At 67.0% G+C, this 18,778-nt stretch carries 17 protein-coding genes; 11 read left to right on the forward strand and 6 right to left on the reverse strand.

What is annotated here, in order from left to right; all coding sequences use genetic code 11:
* The first annotated feature begins 86 nt into the window (after nucleotides 1–86).
* The 4 genes from ACFTQE_RS10410 (at nucleotide 87) to ACFTQE_RS10425 (ending at nucleotide 4,967) form a co-directional block, all read left to right on the forward strand.
* The gene (locus tag ACFTQE_RS10410; RefSeq protein WP_376924993.1) at nucleotides 87–1,766 is read left to right on the forward strand and encodes a sugar ABC transporter ATP-binding protein; all 1,680 of its coding nucleotides are present in this window, start codon (nucleotides 87–89) and stop codon (nucleotides 1,764–1,766) included.
* Entirely contained in the window at nucleotides 1,763–2,809 is a 1,047-nt protein-coding gene (locus tag ACFTQE_RS10415) for an ABC transporter permease (protein WP_376924994.1), read from the forward strand. Before ACFTQE_RS10410 ends, ACFTQE_RS10415 begins: the two co-directional genes overlap by 4 nt.
* Nucleotides 2,806–3,855 (forward strand): galactofuranose ABC transporter, permease protein YjfF, encoded by a 1,050-nt coding sequence (gene yjfF, locus ACFTQE_RS10420; protein ID WP_376924995.1) that lies wholly within the window; start codon nucleotides 2,806–2,808, stop codon nucleotides 3,853–3,855. Before ACFTQE_RS10415 ends, yjfF begins: the two co-directional genes overlap by 4 nt.
* 74 nt (nucleotides 3,856–3,929) lie before the next feature.
* Nucleotides 3,930–4,967, forward strand: a complete 1,038-nt coding sequence (locus ACFTQE_RS10425; protein ID WP_376924996.1) for a LacI family DNA-binding transcriptional regulator — start codon at nucleotides 3,930–3,932, stop codon at nucleotides 4,965–4,967.
* 114 nt (nucleotides 4,968–5,081) lie between these two features.
* Here the strand turns inward: ACFTQE_RS10425 and ACFTQE_RS10430 are convergent, their stop codons facing one another.
* Entirely contained in the window at nucleotides 5,082–5,465 is a 384-nt protein-coding gene (locus tag ACFTQE_RS10430; RefSeq protein ID WP_376924997.1) for a glyoxalase superfamily protein, read from the reverse strand.
* 140 nt (nucleotides 5,466–5,605) lie between these two features.
* Between ACFTQE_RS10430 and ACFTQE_RS10435 the strand changes: the two genes are divergently transcribed.
* On the forward strand, nucleotides 5,606–6,181 hold the full coding sequence (locus tag ACFTQE_RS10435; protein ID WP_376924998.1) for an HhH-GPD-type base excision DNA repair protein: 576 nt from the start codon (nucleotides 5,606–5,608) through the stop codon (nucleotides 6,179–6,181).
* Nucleotides 6,182–6,224: 43 nt separating this feature from the next.
* Here ACFTQE_RS10435 and ACFTQE_RS10440 read toward each other — a convergent pair whose 3' ends face one another.
* Nucleotides 6,225–7,022, reverse strand: a complete 798-nt coding sequence (locus tag ACFTQE_RS10440) for an alpha/beta fold hydrolase (RefSeq protein WP_376924999.1) — start codon at nucleotides 7,020–7,022, stop codon at nucleotides 6,225–6,227.
* A 213-nt stretch (nucleotides 7,023–7,235) separates the two neighbouring features.
* Here ACFTQE_RS10440 and ACFTQE_RS10445 point away from each other — a divergent pair, with 213 nt between their 5' ends.
* The 5 genes from ACFTQE_RS10445 to nrdF all read left to right on the forward strand — a co-directional run bounded on the left by ACFTQE_RS10445 (nucleotide 7,236) and on the right by nrdF (nucleotide 16,064).
* Nucleotides 7,236–11,666 carry an endo-alpha-N-acetylgalactosaminidase family protein gene (locus ACFTQE_RS10445; protein ID WP_376925000.1) on the forward strand — a complete coding sequence of 1,477 codons (4,431 nt, stop codon included), beginning with the start codon at nucleotides 7,236–7,238 and terminating at the stop codon, nucleotides 11,664–11,666.
* 468 nt (nucleotides 11,667–12,134) lie between these two features.
* Complete coding sequence (gene nrdH, locus ACFTQE_RS10450; RefSeq protein ID WP_056005481.1) at nucleotides 12,135–12,368, forward strand: glutaredoxin-like protein NrdH; 234 nt, start codon at nucleotides 12,135–12,137, stop codon at nucleotides 12,366–12,368.
* A gap of 60 nt (nucleotides 12,369–12,428) precedes the next feature.
* A complete protein-coding gene (nrdI, locus tag ACFTQE_RS10455) occupies nucleotides 12,429–12,845 on the forward strand; it encodes a class Ib ribonucleoside-diphosphate reductase assembly flavoprotein NrdI (protein ID WP_376925001.1) in 417 nt (138 codons plus the stop codon).
* Nucleotides 12,846–12,877: 32 nt separating this feature from the next.
* Nucleotides 12,878–14,983 (forward strand): class 1b ribonucleoside-diphosphate reductase subunit alpha, encoded by a 2,106-nt coding sequence (nrdE, locus tag ACFTQE_RS10460; RefSeq protein ID WP_376925002.1) that lies wholly within the window; start codon nucleotides 12,878–12,880, stop codon nucleotides 14,981–14,983.
* A gap of 58 nt (nucleotides 14,984–15,041) precedes the next feature.
* Nucleotides 15,042–16,064, forward strand: a complete 1,023-nt coding sequence (nrdF, locus tag ACFTQE_RS10465; protein WP_056005472.1) for a class 1b ribonucleoside-diphosphate reductase subunit beta — start codon at nucleotides 15,042–15,044, stop codon at nucleotides 16,062–16,064.
* A 238-nt stretch (nucleotides 16,065–16,302) separates the two neighbouring features.
* On the opposite strand, the gene ACFTQE_RS10470 is transcribed toward nrdF, so the two are convergent.
* The 4 genes from ACFTQE_RS10470 to ACFTQE_RS10485 all read right to left on the reverse strand — a co-directional run bounded on the left by ACFTQE_RS10470 (nucleotide 16,303) and on the right by ACFTQE_RS10485 (nucleotide 18,267).
* A complete protein-coding gene (locus ACFTQE_RS10470; RefSeq protein WP_376925003.1) occupies nucleotides 16,303–16,725 on the reverse strand; it encodes a hypothetical protein in 423 nt (140 codons plus the stop codon).
* Nucleotides 16,726–16,757: 32 nt separating this feature from the next.
* The gene (locus tag ACFTQE_RS10475) at nucleotides 16,758–17,144 is read right to left on the reverse strand and encodes a helix-turn-helix domain-containing protein (protein WP_376925004.1); all 387 of its coding nucleotides are present in this window, start codon (nucleotides 17,142–17,144) and stop codon (nucleotides 16,758–16,760) included.
* A gap of 16 nt (nucleotides 17,145–17,160) precedes the next feature.
* Nucleotides 17,161–17,520, reverse strand: a complete 360-nt coding sequence (locus tag ACFTQE_RS10480) for a type II toxin-antitoxin system RelE/ParE family toxin (RefSeq protein WP_376925005.1) — start codon at nucleotides 17,518–17,520, stop codon at nucleotides 17,161–17,163.
* A 339-nt stretch (nucleotides 17,521–17,859) separates the two neighbouring features.
* The gene (locus ACFTQE_RS10485; RefSeq protein ID WP_376925006.1) at nucleotides 17,860–18,267 is read right to left on the reverse strand and encodes a VOC family protein; all 408 of its coding nucleotides are present in this window, start codon (nucleotides 18,265–18,267) and stop codon (nucleotides 17,860–17,862) included.
* Nucleotides 18,268–18,296: 29 nt separating this feature from the next.
* Here ACFTQE_RS10485 and ACFTQE_RS10490 point away from each other — a divergent pair, with 29 nt between their 5' ends.
* On the forward strand, nucleotides 18,297–18,755 hold the full coding sequence (locus ACFTQE_RS10490; RefSeq protein WP_376925007.1) for a DNA alkylation repair protein: 459 nt from the start codon (nucleotides 18,297–18,299) through the stop codon (nucleotides 18,753–18,755).
* The last annotated feature ends 23 nt before the right edge of the window (nucleotides 18,756–18,778 follow it).

Below are 18,778 nucleotides of genomic sequence, written 5' to 3' on the forward strand. Positions count from 1 at the left end.
GGTGTGCCCGGCCTGCAGGCCGCACACCCGCCGTGCCCTACTCTCGACCCACGGCTCCGCACCGAGCGGACGCCGCCACAACCTCGATGGAGAGACTCGTGACCCAGGCATCCGTCGCCGCGCCCGTCATCGAGATGCAGGGCATCTCGATCACCTTCCCCGGCGTGAAGGCGCTCGACGGCGTCGACTTCCGCATGTTCCCCGGCGAGGTGCACTCGCTCATGGGCGAGAACGGTGCGGGCAAGTCCACGCTCATCAAGGCCCTCACGGGCGTCTACGGCATCGATGCCGGCACCATCACCCTCGCGGGCGAGCAGGTCTCGTTCAGCGGCCCCGCCCAGGCGCAGGCGTCGGGCATCTCGACGGTGTACCAGGAGGTCAACCTCCTGCCGAACCTCTCGGTGGCCGAGAACATCATGCTCGGGCGGGAGCCCCGCCGGTTCGGCTCGATCGACTGGCGGGCGATGCGCCGCCGCGCCGCCGGGCTGCTCGCGGGCCTCAACCTCGACCTCGACCCCGGCTCGCTCCTCGGCGACCACTCGCTCGCGGTGCAGCAGCTCGTGGCGATCGCACGCGCGATCGACGTGCAGGCGAAGGTGCTCATCCTCGACGAGCCCACGTCGAGCCTCGACGCCGACGAGGTGGCCGAGCTGTTCCGCGTCATCCGATCGCTCAAGGAGCAGGGCGTCGCGATCCTGTTCGTCTCGCACTTCCTCGACCAGGTGTACGAGATCTGCGACCGTCTCACCGTGCTGCGCAACGGCAGCCTCGTGGGGGAGTACCTCGTCGAGGAGCTCCTGCGCATCGACCTCGTGCAGAAGATGATCGGCAAGGAACTGACCACGCTCGACGACCTCGAGCAACGCGCCCGCTCGGCGGTGGTCGACGAATCCGATGCCGCGATCTTCGTGAACGCCGACGGTCTCGGGCGCCGCGGCGCGATCAACCCGGCCGATCTCCCCATCGCTGCCGGCGAGGTCGTCGGCCTCGCGGGCCTCCTCGGCTCCGGACGCACCGAGCTCGCGCGGCTGCTCGGCGGCATCGACCGCGCCGATCAGGGCGAGCTCGCGATCGGCGGCAAGGTCACGAAGCTCCGCACACCGAGGCAGGCGATCTCGAACCGCATCGCCTACTCGTCCGAGAACCGTCGCGACGAGGGCGTCGTCGGCGACCTCACGGTGCGCGACAACATCGTGCTCGCACTGCAGGCCGACCGCGGGTGGTTCCGGCCCATCCCCGCGAAGCGGCGCGACGAACTCACGCAGAGCTACATCCAGGCGCTCAACATCCGCCCGGGCAACCCCGACGCCCTCGTGCGCAACCTCTCGGGCGGCAACCAGCAGAAGGTGCTCCTCGCACGCTGGCTCGCCATCGCACCGCGACTCCTGATCCTCGACGAGCCCACTCGCGGCATCGACATCGGGGCGAAGGCCGAGATCCAGAAGCTCGTCTTCAACCTCGCCGAGAACGGCATGAGCGTGCTGTTCATCTCGGCCGAGCTCGAAGAGGTGCTGCGCCTCAGCCACCGCATCGTCGTGCTCCGCGACCGGCACGTCGTCGCCGACCTCGAGAACGACGGGCTCACGGTCGACTCGCTCCTCGCGCTCATCGCCGAGGGCTCGAGCGACGACGAGGTTCCGGATGCCGCGGACGGCGTGCCCATCGCCGTCGCCGTGCCCGGCGCTCGAGGCGCGGCCCCCACCGACCCGACCTCTACCGACCCGACCTCCACGACCCCCACCGACCCCACAGGAGGAAGCCGATGAGCGCCCTGCTCGCCAGGCTCGTCGCGAGCCGGCTGTTCTGGCCGATCGTGATGCTGCTCGTGCTCTTCACGATCAACCTGATCGCGTTCCCCGGATTCTTCGCGGTGACGCTGCGCGACGGGCACCTGTTCGGCAGCCTGATCGACATCCTCCGCAACGGCGCGCCGACGCTGATCATCGCCGTCGGCATGACCCTCGTGATCGCGACGCGGGGCATCGACCTCTCGGTGGGCGCCGTCGCCGCGATCTCGGGGGCGGTCGCCTGCTCGATCATCCTCGGGTCGCCCGAGCCCGGGAACCCGGCGACCGTCGCCGTCGCCGTGACGGTCGCGCTGATCATCTCGCTCGTGCTCGGCATGTGGAACGGATTCCTCGTCGCGGTGCTCGGCATCCAGCCGATCATCGCCACGCTCATCCTCATGACCGCCGGCCGGGGCGTCGCGATGCTCATCACCGAGGGGCAGATCATCACGGTGAACAGCCCGCCGTTCAAGGCGCTGGGCTCGGGGTTCTGGTTCGGCATCCCCATCGCGGTGATCATCGCGGCCGTCGTGTTCGGCGTCGCGGCGCTCGTCACCCGGCGCACGGCGCTCGGCATGTTCATCGAATCGGTCGGCATCAACCCCGAGGCGAGCCGCCAGGCCGGGGTGCGGGCGCGGGGCCTCCTCTTCGTGGTCTACACGTTCAGCGCGTTGTGCGCGGCGATCGCGGGCCTCATCCTCACGGCGAACACGGCCGCGGCCGACGCCAACAACACGGGCTTGTTCATCGAGCTCGACGCGATCCTCGCGGTCGTGATCGGCGGCACCTCGCTCGCCGGCGGCCGGTACTCGCTCGTCGGCACCCTCGTCGGCGCCCTCGTGATCCAGACGCTCGTGACGACCGTGTACACGGTCGGCATCCCGCCGATCGCGACGATGGTGTTCAAGGCGGCAGTCGTGACGATCGTGTGCCTGCTCCAATCGCCGACCACGAACGAGGCGCTGGGCGACTTCCGACGAAGACTGGCCCTGCGCGCCGGCAAGGGGGTGGCGGCGTTATGACGAAGCTCCTCGACGCACCCGAGCGTTCCCTTCCCACCGGCGGCCCGAACGGCGGCGCCCCGCGAGCGGGTCTGGCTCGACGCATCCGGAACCTGCTGACCAGCCCGAAGTACGGGCCGGTCACGGTGACGGCCGTGCTCTTCGTCGTCATCTTCATCGCGGGCGGCGTGCGCTACCGCGGCTTCTTCTCGGGCCAGGTCTTCCTCAACCTGCTCGTCGACAACTCCTACCTGATCGTGCTCGCTGTGGGCATGACGTTCGTGATCCTCACGGGCGGCATCGACCTCTCGGTGGGCGCGGTCGTGGCGCTCAGCGGCATGATTGCCGCGAGCCTGCTGCAGACGGGGTGGTCGCCCGCAGCGGTGATCCCGCTCATCCTCGTGCTCACGAGCATCCTGGGCCTGCTCGTCGGGCTCATGATCCACGTGTTCAAGGTGCAGCCGTTCATCGCCACGCTGGCCGCCATGTTCCTGGCCCGCGGGCTCTGCTACGTGATCAGCCAGAGCTCCATCTCGATCACCGACCCGACGTTCGTGCAACTGGCCGTTGCGCGCATCCCGCTCGGCGGCAACCTCTCGATCACCCCCAGCGTCGTCATCGCGGTGGTCGTCGTGGCGATCGCCGTCTGGGTGCTGCACGCCACGCGGTTCGGCCGCACCGTGTACGCGATCGGCGGCGGCGAGCAGAGCGGCCTGCTCATGGGACTGCCCGTGGCGCGGACCAAGGTGCTCGTCTACGTGATCAGCGGGTTCTGCTCGGGCCTGGCCGGCGTGCTCTTCACCTTCTACACGCTGTCGGGGTATCCGCTCACCGCGATCGGCACCGAGCTCGACGCCATCGCCGCCGTCGTGATCGGCGGTACCCTCCTCACGGGCGGCTACGGCTTCGTGCTCGGCTCGGTGCTCGGCGTGCTGGTGCTCGGCGTCATCCAGACGATCATCACGTTCGAGGGCACCCTGTCGTCGTGGTGGACGAAGATCTTCATCGGCGCCCTGCTGCTCGTCTTCATCATCCTGCAGAAGGTGCTCACGTCGCGGCGGCGATAGCGGGCTGCCGTCTCGGATAATGATGTGCAGCAGACAGAGCGCGCGGAAGCGCCGGGCAGGAGCCGACGGAACCGGTGAGTGAAGACGACAAGGCGCGCGCGGCCACCATCTTCGATGTGGCCCGGCTCGCAGGCGTATCGCACCAGACGGTGTCGCGTGTGCTCAACGAGCTGCCGAACGTGCGGCCCGCGACGCGCGACCGTGTCGAGAAGGCGATCAAGCAGCTGCGGTACGTGCCGTCGCAGGCGGCGCGCGCCCTCGTCACGCGACGCTCGCGCACCCTCGGCCTGATCACGACCGGTGCGCCCGACTTCGGTCCGTCGGCGACGGCCCTGCACTTCAACCAGGCGGCGCGCGACGCCCGGTACGCGGTCATCATGGCGAGCCTGCTCGAGACGGATGCCGCGTCGCTGCGGTCGGCCGCCGAGATGCTCGTGCGCCAGAACGTCGAGGCCATCGTGCTCATCGCGGCGCACCGGACGGCCGTCGACGCGGTGCAGGGCATCGAGCTCGGCGTGCCGCTCGTCGCCGTCGCGTCGCAGGGCTCGGGGCTCGCGCACCGGGTGTCGCTCGATCAGTTCGAGGGCGCGCGTCGAGCCGTCTCGCACCTCGTCGAGCTGGGGCACCGCGAGATCCGCCACCTCGCCGGGCCGGAGGATTCGATGGATGCTGCGGAGCGCGCCCGCGGCTGGCGCGACGTGCTCGCCGCCCATTCGCTCGTCGCCCGCGAACCGCTCGTGGGCGACTGGTCTCCGGCGAGCGGGTACCGCCTCGGGCGCGAGCTCGCGACATCCGACCCCGACTTCACCGCGGTGTTCGTCGGCAACGACCAGATGGCGCTCGGCGTCATCCACGCGCTCACCGTCGAGGGCCGCTCGGTTCCGGGCGATGTGAGCATCGTCGGCTTCGACGACATCCCCGAGGCCGAGCACCTCGCACCGCCCTTGACGACCGTGCGGCAGGACTTCGCGCTGCTCGGGCGCGATGCCGTCGCCGCGGTGCTCACCGTGCTCGGCGACGAGGAGGCGGAGGACCTGCCCGTGCGGGCGCCGACGCTCGTGGTGCGCGCGTCGACACGAGCCGTCGGACGGCCGCCGGGCGCGTCGCAGTAGCCTGCCCCGCCCGCCGCGCAATATTCCGCTCCGGACCACTCGTGTCGCACCGGACACGGGATATCGTGCGTCCCGTGCGACACGAGTGGTCCCGAACTCGGGCGGTCTGCCGGACTACGCCTGCTGGCTGTAGTCCGGAAGCTGCTGCAGGGTCCAGACGTTGCCGTCGGGGTCGGCCACGCTGACGAAGCGGCCCCATGCCTGCTCGTCGACGCCGTTCGCCTCGACGCCCTTGGCGCGGAGGTCTGCGAGCACGGCGTCGGCGTCGGCGATCACGACCTGGATCGTGTCCTGGCGGCCCGGTTCGAGAGTGCCGCCGAGTCCGGTGCCGATCGCGATGGAGCATGCGGAGCCGGGCGGCGTGAGCTGCACGAACCGCACCTCGTCGCTGACCTGGAAGTCGTGGTCGGCGTTGAACCCGAGCTTGTCGACGTAGAACGCCTTCGCGCGGTCGACGTCGGTGACGGGCACGTGGATGAGTTCGATCTTCCAGTCCATGGTGACTCCTCGGAGGGGTGCGGTGGTGCGATCCGTTCCATCGAATCGTCTGCTTCCACGGTAGGCAATGAAGCGGACAGTTTCCGTCCGCATTCAGGCGCCGAGCGGATGCCTCGGCGCCCGAGTGGAAGGATGGACGCATGGCATTGCACATCACGGGGGAGCAGGCCGCCGACGAGCTGCTCAGCGACGACGCGTTCGCGCTGCTCACGGGAATGCTCCTCGACCAGCAGGTGACCATGGAGTCGGCGTTCGCGGGGCCCGAGAAGATCCGCACACGCATCGGCTCGATCGACCCCGAGACGATCGCGGGCTACGACCCCGACGCGTTCGTCGAGGTGTTCAAGCAGACGCCCGCGGTGCACCGCTTCCCGGGCTCGATGGCGGGCCGCGTGCAGGCGCTCGCGTCGGCGATCGTGGAGGACTGGAGCGGCGAGGCATCCGCGCTCTGGACGCAGGGCGAGCCGAGCGGCGCCGAGGTGCTCAAGCGGCTGAAGGCCCTGCCGGGCTTCGGCGACCAGAAGGCGAAGATCTTCCTCGCGCTGCTCGGCAAGCAGTGCGGGCTCGAGGCGCCGGGCTGGCGCGAGGCCGCCGGATCGTACGGCGACGAGGGGGCATTCCGTTCGGTCGCCGACATCGTCGACCCCGAGTCGCTCGCCAAGGTGAGCGCCACGAAGCAGGCCGCCAAGGCTGCTGCGAAGGCCACCAAGGGCTGAGCGCCCCGCGCCCGGTCGAGCGGCCCGGCCGAGCGGCCTCGAGCTACCCGACGAGGAACCCCGCGATCGCGAGCGCCATCGACTTCGGCTCCCACGCATGATCGGCCGCGGGAACGGTGCCGCGGATCGCGTGCGGCAGGCTCGCGACGAGCGAGTCGGCCGCGGGCCCCATGAGGTCGAGCGTCTGCTCGCCGACGAGCACGAGCGTCGGCTGCGTGACACCCGCCCAGAGTGCCGGTCGCGCCGCGCTCTGAGTCCAGGCGAGCGCCTCGGAGTCGGGCTCGAGGCTCGGGCCCATCGCCGTCATGATCGGCCAGCCCGGGCTCGACTTCGCGCCCGCGAGCCACTCGGGCGGCATGTCCTTCATGAAGTACTCGATCGTCGCGTCGCCGTCGCCGGCCGCGATGCGCTCGCGGAGCCCTGCGAGGAACTCCGCGCCGTCGGTGCCGAGCTCGGCGCTCAGCGGCACCTCCCACAGCACGAGCTTCGAGACGGCGAGCCCGGATGCCGCGGCTGCGAGTGCGATCGCTCCGCCTGAGGAGCTGCCGAAGAGGGCGACGGCGTCGTCGGCGCCCTCGGTGGCGACGGCGATGAGCGCGCGGAGGTCGTCGAGCGTCTGCTCGAGGGTGATCGGCGCCTCGGCGGGGCTCTCGCCGCGCCCGCGCCGGTCGTAGTGGAAGACGGTGAACCCGTGGCGGGCCAGCTCCTTCGCCATCTCGACGCTCGCCGGGTCGAACGCGCGGAACTGCATCGCCCCGTCGATGAGGATCACGGGCGGCCCCGATCCCTGCCGGTCGTAGGCGATGCGCGTGCCGTCGGCTGAGGTCGCGAACTCGGTCATCGGGCGTCCCTTCATCGGGTGCGAAGATCTGGCTCGAAGTCAGGCTACGCCGTCGCCCGCGTAGCGACAACGACTGTTATCGGTAAACAAGACGCGGAGTCATCTCGCGGTCGCGCGGCGACGCATTCAAGAAATAGCTTGCACCGACAGCCGAACTCCATCAAGATGTCGATTGATACCGATAACAATTGTGATCGACACTTGGAGCCAAGGATGCCTTCACCACGTTTCATCGACCGACTCGGCAGGATCGGCCTCGCGGGTGTGCTCGCGGCCGGCGCGCTGATCCCGATCACGGCGGCGTCGGCCTCGGCCGCCCCGCTCGGGGGCGCCGCCGACCGCGCGGCCGCCGCCGTGGCAGGTGCCGCCGCGACCTCCGGCGACCTGCTGACGCTCACCTCGAAGCAGCTCGAGGTCGCGGTCTCGGCGGCGTTCCCGCAGGTGGTCGGCTACACCGACCGCGCGACGGATGCCTCGATCGCCGGCAACCCCGACGTGCTCACGAGCCTCATGGTCAACGGCACGGCCGAGCCGGTCGCCGTCGCGTCGGAGCGCGCGGGCAAGCAGGCGGTCGACTACACGCTCACCCCGACGAACCTCGACGGCGTCGTCATCGAGGCGCGCCTGAGCCTCAAGGGCAACGTCGTCACGTTCGCCGTGACGGGCATCACCGATCCGGGCGGGGTCGTGCGCACGCTGCAGATCCCCGGCCAGAACCTCGTGACGGTGTCGTCGGCCGACCCCGGGGCATCCGTCGCCGCGGCGAACCTCTCGGTCAACCGCAACGTCTCGGGCGACACCTTCATCCCCGTGAGCACCGCAACGCCGCTCGACGCGAGCGCCAAGTCGTCGAACGCGATCATCGTGAACACCGGCGAGCTCGCCGCGGCGTTCGCGACGAACTCGCTGTACGACACCTCCTCGGGCCCGGGCAACAAGGACTCCGGCAACTTCTGGCGGCAGGCCGTGAGCGACGGCGCCGGCGGCGTCGAGGTCGGCGTCTCGAGCGGGCAGTGGCTCGTGCGGGCCGACCGCTCGACCACGGTCGAGGAGCTGCCCTGGGTGAAGGTCGCCATCACGCCAGACGCCAACGGCGACGGCACGGTCGACTGGCAGGACGGCGCGATCGCGACGCGCGACATCCGCGTCGCCCCGTTCAAGGGCGACGAGACGCCCGACAACGTCGTGACGCACATCCCGTTCAACTTCGCGTCGCAGGCGACGCACCCGTTCCTGCGCACCCTCGACGACGTGAAGCGCGTCTCGCTCGCCACCGACGGCCTCGGCCAGGTGGCGATGCTGAAGGGCTACACGAGCGAGGGCCACGACTCGGCGAACACCGACTACGGCGACAACTTCAACGAGCGCGCCGGCGGTCTCGACGACCTCAACACCCTGCTGAAGCGGGGCGAGAAGTGGAACGCCTCGTTCGGCGTGCACGTGAACGCCACCGAGATCTACCCCGAGGCGAAGTCGTTCAGCGATGCGCTCGCCGACGAGAACGCCAAGGGATGGAACTGGCTCGACCAGTCCTATTACATGGACCAGCGCGAGGACGTCGTCTCGGGCACCCTCGACGAGCGCATCGGCGAACTCGCCGACGCGACCCACGACAACCTCGACTTCGTCTACGTCGACGTGTACTACCAGTTCGGCTGGCTCGCCCAGAAGATCCAGGACTCGCTCGTCGAGCACGACTTCCGCGTCGGCTCCGAGTGGGCCGACAAGCTCAGCGAGAACAACACCTGGTCGCACTGGGCGAACGACGAGAAGTACGGCGGCACCGACAACAAGGGCGTGAACTCCCAGATCCTGCGGTTCGTGAACAACTCGCAGGCCGACGTCTGGAACCCCGACGCCAAGCTCGGCGCGACGCACATCATCGAGTTCGAGGGCTGGACCGGGCAGAACGACTTCGACGGGTTCCTCACGAACGTGTGGACCGCGAACCTGCCGGCGAAGTTCCTCCAGCACGAGGAGATCACCCGCTGGACGCCCGAGCAGATCGACCTCACCGGTGACGTGAGCGTCACCGGCGCCACCGCGGCCGAGCGCAACATCACCGTCGACGGCACGAGCGTGCTGCAGGGCGGCACCTACCTGCTGCCGTGGTCGTCGAAGGAGAGCGAGAAGCACGACAAGCTCTACCACTACAACCCCGCGGGCGGCACGACCACGTGGACCCTCACCGACGAGTTCGCGAAGAACCGCTCGCTCCAGCTGTTCAAGCTCACCGACACGGGCCGCGAGAAGGTCGCGGATGTCGCCGTCGTCGACGGCACCGTCACGATCGAGGCGGATGCCGCGCAGGCCTACGTGCTCTCGGGCGGCAGCAAGCCGACCGTCGCGAGCGAGCTGCCGAAGAAGGCCGAGTTCGGCGACGGCACCGTCGTGGCCGACCCCGGGTTCAACGCCGGCACGCTCGACGCCTGGAACCCGACCGGTGGTGCGGCGCCGCTCCGCGACGAGCTCGGTCGACGCTTCGCGTCGCTCGGCACCGAGGCGTCCTCGATCAGCCAGAAGCTCGACAAGCTGCCCGCCGGCACCCACTCGGTGAGCGCATGGGTCGAGGTCGAGCCGGGTGCGACCCGCCCGACGACCCTCTCGGTCGACGTGCCGAAGGGCGACTCCCAGTCGGTCACGGTCGACTCCTCGGGGGCGACGAACTACGTGGCCGCCGACGACAAGAACGGCACGAACCTGCAGCGGCTGCGCGTGCTGATCGACGTGCCGAAGGGCGGGGCGAGGCCGACGCTGACGATCGCGGCCGCGGCCGGCGAGGCATCCGTCATCATCGACGACGTGCGCGTCGTCGAGACGAGCCGCGCCGAACTCGGTGACGGCGTGGTCTACGCCGAGGACTTCGAAGACGTCGACTTCGGCTGGGGCCCGTTCATCAAGGGCGACGCCGGCGGATCGACCGACCCGCGTACGCACATCGCCGGCCGCAACGAGCCGTTCACGCAGAAGGGCTGGAACGACCGCCCGGTCGACATGGTGCTGAACGGCGACTGGTCGCTCATGGCGCATGAGGAGAATCGCGGCCCCGGTGGCGGACCCGGCATGGTCTACCGCACCTCGGAGTACACGATCCCGTTCGAGCCCGGCCACAGCTACCGCGTCTCGTTCGACTACCAGAGCTCGAAGGCGGGGGAGTACGCCTGGGTCTCGGGTTACGACCGCGCGGGCGGGCCCGCGGTGACCGCGTCGACGACGTTCGGCGAGGCCACCGACACGACCCGGTTCAGCCAGACGGTCGACGCCGGCTTCTGCGGCGACACCTTCGTGGGCCTCTCGCGCATCGGCTCGGCCGACGGCGCCGAGCTGATGCTCGACGACCTGCTCGTCGAGGACCTCGGCGCATCGAGCGCCGTGCCCGCGTGCGCCCAGCTGACCGGCGAGCTCACGCCCGACGTGATCGAGCAGGGCACCGCGCAGGAGTTCGTGACGACGTTCACCTCCGACGAGGCGGTCGACATCGCCGACGTCGCGGTCACCCTCGAGGTGCCGGAGGGCTGGACGGCCGAGGCGACGGATGCCGCTGCGGCCGCGACCCTCGCACCGGGCGCCTCGCTCACCACCCACTGGAGCGTGGTCGCCCCGGCCAGCGCCGACGGCGGCTACACCTTCACCGCGAACGCCACCTACTCGACCACCGTCGAACCGGTCGGCGAGCGCAGCATCTCGGCGGAGACCGCCGTGCGCACGCTCCCCGGCCCGCCGCAGGCCGACGTGTTCGCGAGCGACCACCCCTGGGTGAGCGCGACGAACGGGTGGGGACCGGTCGAGCGCGACCGCTCGAACGGCGAGCAGGGCGAGGGCGACGGCAAGCCGATCACGCTCGACGGCGTCGTCTACGAGAAGGGGCTCGGCACGCACGCGCCGAGCAGCGTTCGCTACTACCTCGGCGGCTACTGCACCGCGTTCACGGCCCAGGTCGGCGTCGACGACGTGCAGAAGACGCGCGGCTCGGTGCAGTTCAGCGTGGTCGCCGACGGCCGCACGGTCGTGACCACGCCCGTGCTCGGCGCCACCTCGGCGACCCTGCCGATCAACGCCGACATCGCCGGGGCGCAGTACGTCGACCTGGTCGTCGGCACCACGCCCGACGGCAACGGCAACGACCACGCCGACTGGGCCGCCGCGAAGTTCGACTGCTCCGACCAGGCGACCGAGCCCGGCGGCCCGACCGCACCGGTCGGCACGGTGTTCGTGAGCGACCTGCCCTTCGTCTCGTCGACGAACGGGTGGGGCCCGGTCGAGCGCGACCTCTCCAACGGCGAGGATGCCGCGGGCGACGGGTTCCCGCTGAAGGTCGGCGGGGTCGCATTCGCCAAGGGGCTCGGCACGCATGCCGACTCGAGCGTCACGGTGCTCGCCGGCGCCGTGTGCTCGGCGTTCACCGCGACGGTCGGCCTCGACGACTCGCACGACGCGAAGAAGAACGGCGACGTCGTCTTCATCGTGAAGGGCGACGGGGTCGAGCTCGCCCGCACGGGCGTCATCACCTGGGCCGACCCCGGCCAGGCGCTGAACGTCGACGTCACGGGCGTCGACCGGCTCGAGCTCGTCGTCGATCGCAACGCCGACGACGCGGGTGACGACCACGCCGATTGGGGGAACGCGACGCTCGTCTGCGCGTGATCGGGTAGACGTCGTCCGAGGGGAGACGACGGCGGAGCCGGGGGGATTCCGCGAGTGGCCGGTGAGGGTGAAGGATGCCTCGCCGGCCACTTCCGTGCGCGCCCGCGCGTCGTGCCGCGGTGATGTCGGTGGGTGGTGGCAGTGTGGGTGTCGCAACACCATATGTAGGGGTCGGGTGGGTGTAGCACCCCCAAGGGTTCCGATTCGCGACACGCCCGGCATCAATCCACAGGGCAAGAGATTTCGAAGTCGCCGGGTGTGGATAACCTCGGGCGAAGCCGCGAGAATCCGCCGGTCACCGAGGCATCCGCTGTTCATAACCCGTGGATAACCCCGTGGATAACTACACGAATGTAACTACAGCATGTTGTGGCAGTCGAGTTCTACGAACACTAGATGTAGTATTGAAGTACGAAATGCAACACCGGGGGACAGGCTCCTCCAGAGCCTGAGAACGAGGGGAAAACAATGACGGTCACGGTCTACACCAAGCCTTCTTGCGTCCAGTGCAACGCGACGTATCGCGCCCTCGACAGTAAGGGCATCGAGTACGAAGTGCTCGACCTCTCTGTCGACGAGAGCGCCCTTGCGCAGGTCAAAGAGCTGGGCTACCTGCAGGCTCCGGTCGTCATCACCGACGAAGGCCACTGGTCGGGATTCCGTCCCGACAAGATCGACGAACTCGCCTCTCGACTCGCGTAACGAGTGCCGGTGAGCTCGGGGGAGTGAACCGGTGGAGAACGCAGTCGCGAAGGACGCACCATGACGAATCTGGTCTACTTCTCGAGCGTCTCGGGCAACACGAAGCGCTTCATCGAGAAGCTCGGCCGCCCTGCGGCCCGCATCCCGCTGCATGCGCGTGAAGAAGCACTGCACGTCGACGAGCCCTACGTGCTCGTCGTGCCGACCTATGGCGGCGGCGACGGCAAGGGTGCCGTTCCGAAGCAGGTCATCCGCTTCTTGAACGACCCCGACAACCGCTCGAACATCCGCGGCGTCATCAGCGCGGGCAACACCAACTTCGGTGCGGCCTTCGGTCTGGCCGGCGACATCATCGCCGCCAAGACCGGGGTGCCGCACCTCTACCGCTTCGAAGTATTCGGAACACCAGACGACGTTCGCGCCGTCAACGATGGATTGGACGCATTTTGGCAAACACAGCGACAACTGACGGCGTAGCGCTCATCGACGCACCGCGATCGGCGAGCGGCATGGACTACCACTCGCTCAACGCGATGCTGAACCTCTACGGCCCGAACGGCGAGATCCAGTTCGACAAAGACCGTGAAGCGGCGCGCGAGTACTTCCTGCAGCACGTCAACCAGAACACCGTCTTCTTCCACTCGCTGAAGGAGCGCCTCGACTACCTCGTCGAGAAGGAGTACTACGAGCAGGCCGTGCTCGACCAGTACTCGTTCGAGTTCATCACCAAGCTCAACGACCTGGCGTACTCGAAGAAGTTCCGCTTCGAGACCTTCCTCGGCGCGTTCAAGTACTACACGAGCTACACGCTGAAGACGTTCGACGGCAAGCGCTACCTCGAGCGCTTCGAGGACCGCGTCGTCATGACGGCACTCGGCCTCGCGCAGGGCGACGAGAAGCTCGCCGTCAACCTCGTCGAAGAGATCATCGGCGGCCGCTTCCAGCCGGCCACCCCGACCTTCCTCAACACGGGCAAGGCCCAGCGCGGCGAGCTCGTCTCCTGCTTCCTGCTCCGCATCGAAGACAACATGGAGTCGATCTCGCGCGGCATCAACTCCGCCCTGCAGCTCTCCAAGCGCGGCGGCGGCGTGGCGCTCTCGCTCTCCAACATCCGCGAGGCCGGCGCCCCGATCAAGCAGATCGAGAACCAGTCGAGCGGCATCATCCCCGTGATGAAGCTCCTCGAAGACTCCTTCAGCTACGCCAACCAGCTCGGTGCCCGTCAGGGCGCCGGCGCGGTGTACCTGAACGCGCACCACCCCGACATCATGCGGTTCCTCGACACCAAGCGCGAGAACGCCGACGAGAAGATCCGCATCAAGACGCTGTCGCTCGGCGTCGTCGTGCCCGACATCACGTTCGAGCTCGCCAAGAACGGCGAAGACATGTACCTCTTCTCGCCGTACGACGTCGAGAAGGTCTACGGCAAGCCGTTCGGCGACATCTCGGTCACCGAGAAGTACCGCGAGATGGTCGACAACCCGCGCATCAAGAAGACCAAGATCAACGCGCGCGAGTTCTTCCAGACGATCGCCGAGATCCAGTTCGAGAGCGGCTACCCGTACATCGTCTTCGAAGACACGGTGAACAAGGCGAACCCCATCAAGGGCCGCATCAACATGTCGAACCTGTGCTCCGAGATCCTGCAGGTCAACACGCCGACGACGTACAACGAAGACCTGAGCTACAACGAGATCGGTAAAGACATCTCGTGCAACCTCGGCTCGCTGAACATCGCGCTCACGATGGACTCGCCCGACTTCGGCAAGACGGTCGACACCGCCATCCGCGGCCTCACCGCCGTGTCGAACATGAGCCACATCACCTCGGTGCGTTCGATCGAAGACGGCAACGACAAGTCGCACGCCATCGGCCTCGGCCAGATGAACCTGCACGGCTACCTCGCTCGTGAGCGCATCTTCTACGGCAGCGAAGAGGGCATCGACTTCACGAACATCTACTTCTACACGGTGCTGTTCCACGCCCTGCGCGCGTCGAACGCCATCGCCAAGGAGCGCGGCGAGACCTTCGTGGGCTTCGACGACTCGAAGTACGCCTCGGGTGAATTCTTCGACAAGTACACGGATGCCGCGTGGGTGCCCGCGACCGCCAAGGTCACGCAGCTCTTCGCCGACTCGAACGTGCACATCCCGACGCAGGAGGACTGGAAGGCGCTGAAGGCGTCGATCCAGGAGCACGGCATCTACAACCAGAACCTGCAGGCCGTGCCGCCGACCGGTTCGATCTCGTACATCAACAACTCGACGGCCTCGATCCACCCGATCGCGTCGAAGATCGAGATCCGCAAAGAAGGCAAGCTCGGTCGCGTGTACTACCCGGCTGCGTTCATGACGAACGACAACCTCGAGTACTACCAGGACGCCTACGAGATCGGCTACGAGAAGGTCATCGACACCTACGCCGCGGCGACGCAGCACGTCGACCAGGGCCTCTCGCTCACCCTGTTCTTCAAGGACACGGCGACGACCCGCGACATCAACAAGGCGCAGATCTACGCATGGAAGAAGGGGATCAAGACGATCTACTACATCCGCTTGCGTCAGCTCGCGCTCGAAGGCACGGACATGACCGAGTGCGTCTCGTGCATGCTCTGAGCATCGCGCACCGCTGAAGACCCGTCGCCACGAGACATCCGCTCAGAAGGAACCTGACATGACCCTCACAGACCCGGTGAACTCCGCCAGCAACGACCCCGCCCACACCGGCGGCAAGCTGAAGCTGGTCAGCCACGTCAATGCGATCAACTGGAACCGCATCCAAGACGACAAGGACCTCGAGGTCTGGAACCGTCTGGTCAACAACTTCTGGCTGCCCGAGAAGATTCCGCTGTCGAACGACATCCAGTCGTGGAACACGCTGACCCGCGACGAGCAGGTGTTGACGATGCGCGTGTTCACCGGTCTCACCCTGCTCGACACGATCCAGGGCACGGTCGGCGCGGTCTCGCTCATCCCCGACGCGATCACCCCGCACGAAGAGGCGGTCTACACGAACATCGCCTTCATGGAGTCGGTGCACGCGAAGAGCTACTCGTCGATCTTCTCGACGCTGTGCTCGACGAAGGACATCGACGACGCCTTCCGCTGGTCGGTCGAGAATGAGAACCTTCAGAAGAAGGCCGCGATCGTCATGGAGTACTACCAGGGCGACTCCCCGCTGAAGCGCAAGGTCGCCTCGACGCTGCTCGAGAGCTTCCTGTTCTACTCGGGCTTCTACCTGCCGATGTACTGGTCGTCGCGCGCGAAGCTCACCAACACGGCCGACATGATCCGACTCATCATCCGCGACGAGGCCGTGCACGGGTACTACATCGGCTACAAGTTCCAGAAGGGTCTCGAAGGTCTCTCGCAGGCCGAGCGCGATGACCTCAAGGACTACACCTTCTCGCTGCTCTACGAGCTCTACGACAACGAGGTGCAGTACACGCAAGACCTCTACGACGGCGTCGGCCTGACCGAAGACGTCAAGAAGTTCCTGCACTACAACGCCAACAAGGCCCTCATGAACCTCGGCTACGAGCCGATGTTCCCGAAGACCGTCACCGACGTGAACCCGGCGATCCTGTCGGCGCTCTCGCCGAACGCGGATGAGAACCACGACTTCTTCTCGGGGTCTGGCTCGTCGTACGTGATCGGCAAGGCCGTTGTGACTGAGGATGAGGACTGGGACTTCTAAACCCCTGAACTCCTGCGTGACTTGAGCGCGCTGATGTCAAGTCAGATGACCTGTAATCGGCACTGCTGCTACCGGGTGTGCGGGTTTGATCACGTCGCCGCATTTGCTTTCCCTCGTGTGGACACGTGTTGACTCGTTCAGGGCAACCAGCTCAGCCCGGTCTGACGGCGCTGTTCCTCCGGTTGGCTTGTACTAGCAATTCCTTGCCGTCTGCCTGAAGCTTCGCGAGGCTCGGATGCTAAGGCCTATTTACGTCCTCAGCTTTGCCTTCGGTCGTGGAGTCCTCGGACGTAACCCGCTCAAGGTATCCAAACTCCGCCTCAGGTGCCGCACGGGGGATGATTGCGTCCGAATCTATGACCGCGAGCACTGTTCTCAGACTGGTGCGCGCATAGTCATAAAGTGCCTCAACGGCTTCCGAGCCAGCCAACAGCTCATCGATCTGGGACTCCTCGTACGTCTTGTCGGATACATCGAACAGGAGCGCCGATACCGTGATGTCTCCGTACGACGTTTCCGAGGCCACATGGAGCGAGCCGAAGACGACGCGCGCGTTCAGTCCCTGTTCCTTTTCTGGTGCGTAGCCAACGAACCATTTCTCATGCGCTTTGTCGGACGGCGCCACGGCAGAACGCACCCGTACGACGTCGAATGTCGACACAAAAAACGTCTCCGGTCGCGTCGCGTCAGTTGTCACTGTCGTGCGCTTTCCAGCTTCCAGCGACCAGATTGAGGCCGGACCGTGCTTGCGTCTGTCTTGTGGTCGTCGGCGATGTCGGGGAGGTTCCAACGTAGGGACGGCTTTTGCCCAGGCGTTTCCTCTCGCATGTGTACTCCGAGCTCGAGCTCGGCACCGAGAGCATGAAGCGTCTGAGCGAGCTTACGGACGGTGATATTGCGTTCGCCTCGTAGGCGAGCCGTGATCTCACTGCGCGAAACATTGAGCAGCCGAGCAAGTTCCGCCGGAGTTACGTCAGCGTCTTCGAGCGCACGAGCGATCAGCTCAGATGCGTCGACCATTGCTGCTTCCTGCGCATATGTGGCCGCGTATGCGGGGTCTTCCATCGGAAAGAGTCCCATGATTGCTGTCCTTTTCTCAGTCGCCCCAGAAAATCGCCAGGGCCCGTTTTGCTTCTTGAGTGACCTTCCGTTCGGCGACTTTCTTGCCACCGTGTGTGAGGTACCACTTTCCGTTCCATCGAACGACGTAGAGACGCAACCCGCCATTGCTGTGCGTCTTGAGCTCGTGCACCTCAGCGTCTCTGTGGTCTTTCACATGGAGGCGTCGCATGTGTTCCGGGGACTTGACCTGATGTCCGTCCCGGAGATACACGAGATATCGCTGAAAGCGTGCTTGGTCCTTCTTGTCGAGAGTGCTGAGAAACTCATGTGCTTCGTCCCTCCCGTTGGGGCCACTCATGGTGAACACGTTGTCGTACCCGTCGAAGACGGGCATCGGTGCATGTTCAGTCAAAACTTAACACATTTCTGGTGGGAGCGGGACGGTGAGCGACAGCCTACTGGTCACGTCCCCTTCATCTCGGCGCTAGTGCAGGTGTCAGCTGGCCCCCTTTCTGGGGTGCCGGACCAGCACCGCCGACGCACCTCTTGCGATCGGAACATCATCTGCGCGGGCCAGCGCGCTCCCCCACGAGAGGAGCGCACAGCCCATGAGCGGCGGGTGGCTGAAGCTGGGATTCGTCCCTCGGCGCGGGTCGCGGGGTCAGCTGCGAGCTGGATCAAGCCAGACGCCACAGGGCACAGAACCGCCACAGCGATCTCGCGATCGCGGTACTCAGCTCGTGGTGGACTCCCGAGGCGGATTGAACATGAACTCGAAGCGGATGCCGTTGTCGTCTTCGACGAACGACGCGTAGTAGCGGTCGCTGAACCGCGTGAACACCTTCGGGTCGCGCACGGACGTCCAACCCGCGTCGACGGCGATCGCGTGCAGGCGATCGACCTCCTCGCGCGAGTCGACGGGGAAGGCGAGGTGCTGCCAGCCGACCTTGCCGTGCCGGTGCGGCCCGCTGCCCGGTTCGCGAGTGGGGAAGAGGATGAGCTCGTCCTCGCCCTTGTACCAGGACACTCCGTTGTCGGCGTCCTGCCGCGTGCAGCCGAGGGCCACCATCACCGGATCGAACTGGGCGATCGAGCGGGGGAGGTCTTCAACGGAGAGTCCGAGATGGTCGAAGAGGCGCATTCGGCCATCTTATGGGGGAGCATTTCAGGGTGACCACGCCCGCAGCAGAGTTCATCGACCGCACCCTCCGTGCTGAGGCGTCGGAGGAGCGCGCGATCGTGGATGCCGCACGCATCGGCGGAGGTCTGCGGTTCTACGGTGCGTCGGTGGGAGCTGTGCGGGGCGCTGTGAGAGACGCGCGGCGGCGGCATCCGGAACTGTCTCATGACGAGGTCGCTGCGCTCGCATCGGAGCTGTGGGCCGAGCCGGTGTACGAGCGCCGGCTCGCCGCGGTCGTGCTGCTCCAGGGTCAGGTGCCGACGCTGCTCGCGAGCGACTTCACCCGCCTCGAACAGCTGCTCCGATCGGCGGGGGTGCGAGAACTCGTCGATCCACTGGTCGCCGACGTCGTGCGGCCGCTGCTCGAGCGGCTGGAGGGCGCCGACGCGGCGCGGACTCGTCGCATCGTCGAGCGATGGAAGCACGAGGGCCTGTTGCCGGAATCGTGACTGCAGAATGTCACGCGCGGCGA

Source organism: Agromyces sp. NPDC056965 (assembly GCF_042673425.1).
Lineage (GTDB): Bacteria > Actinomycetota > Actinomycetes > Actinomycetales > Microbacteriaceae > Agromyces.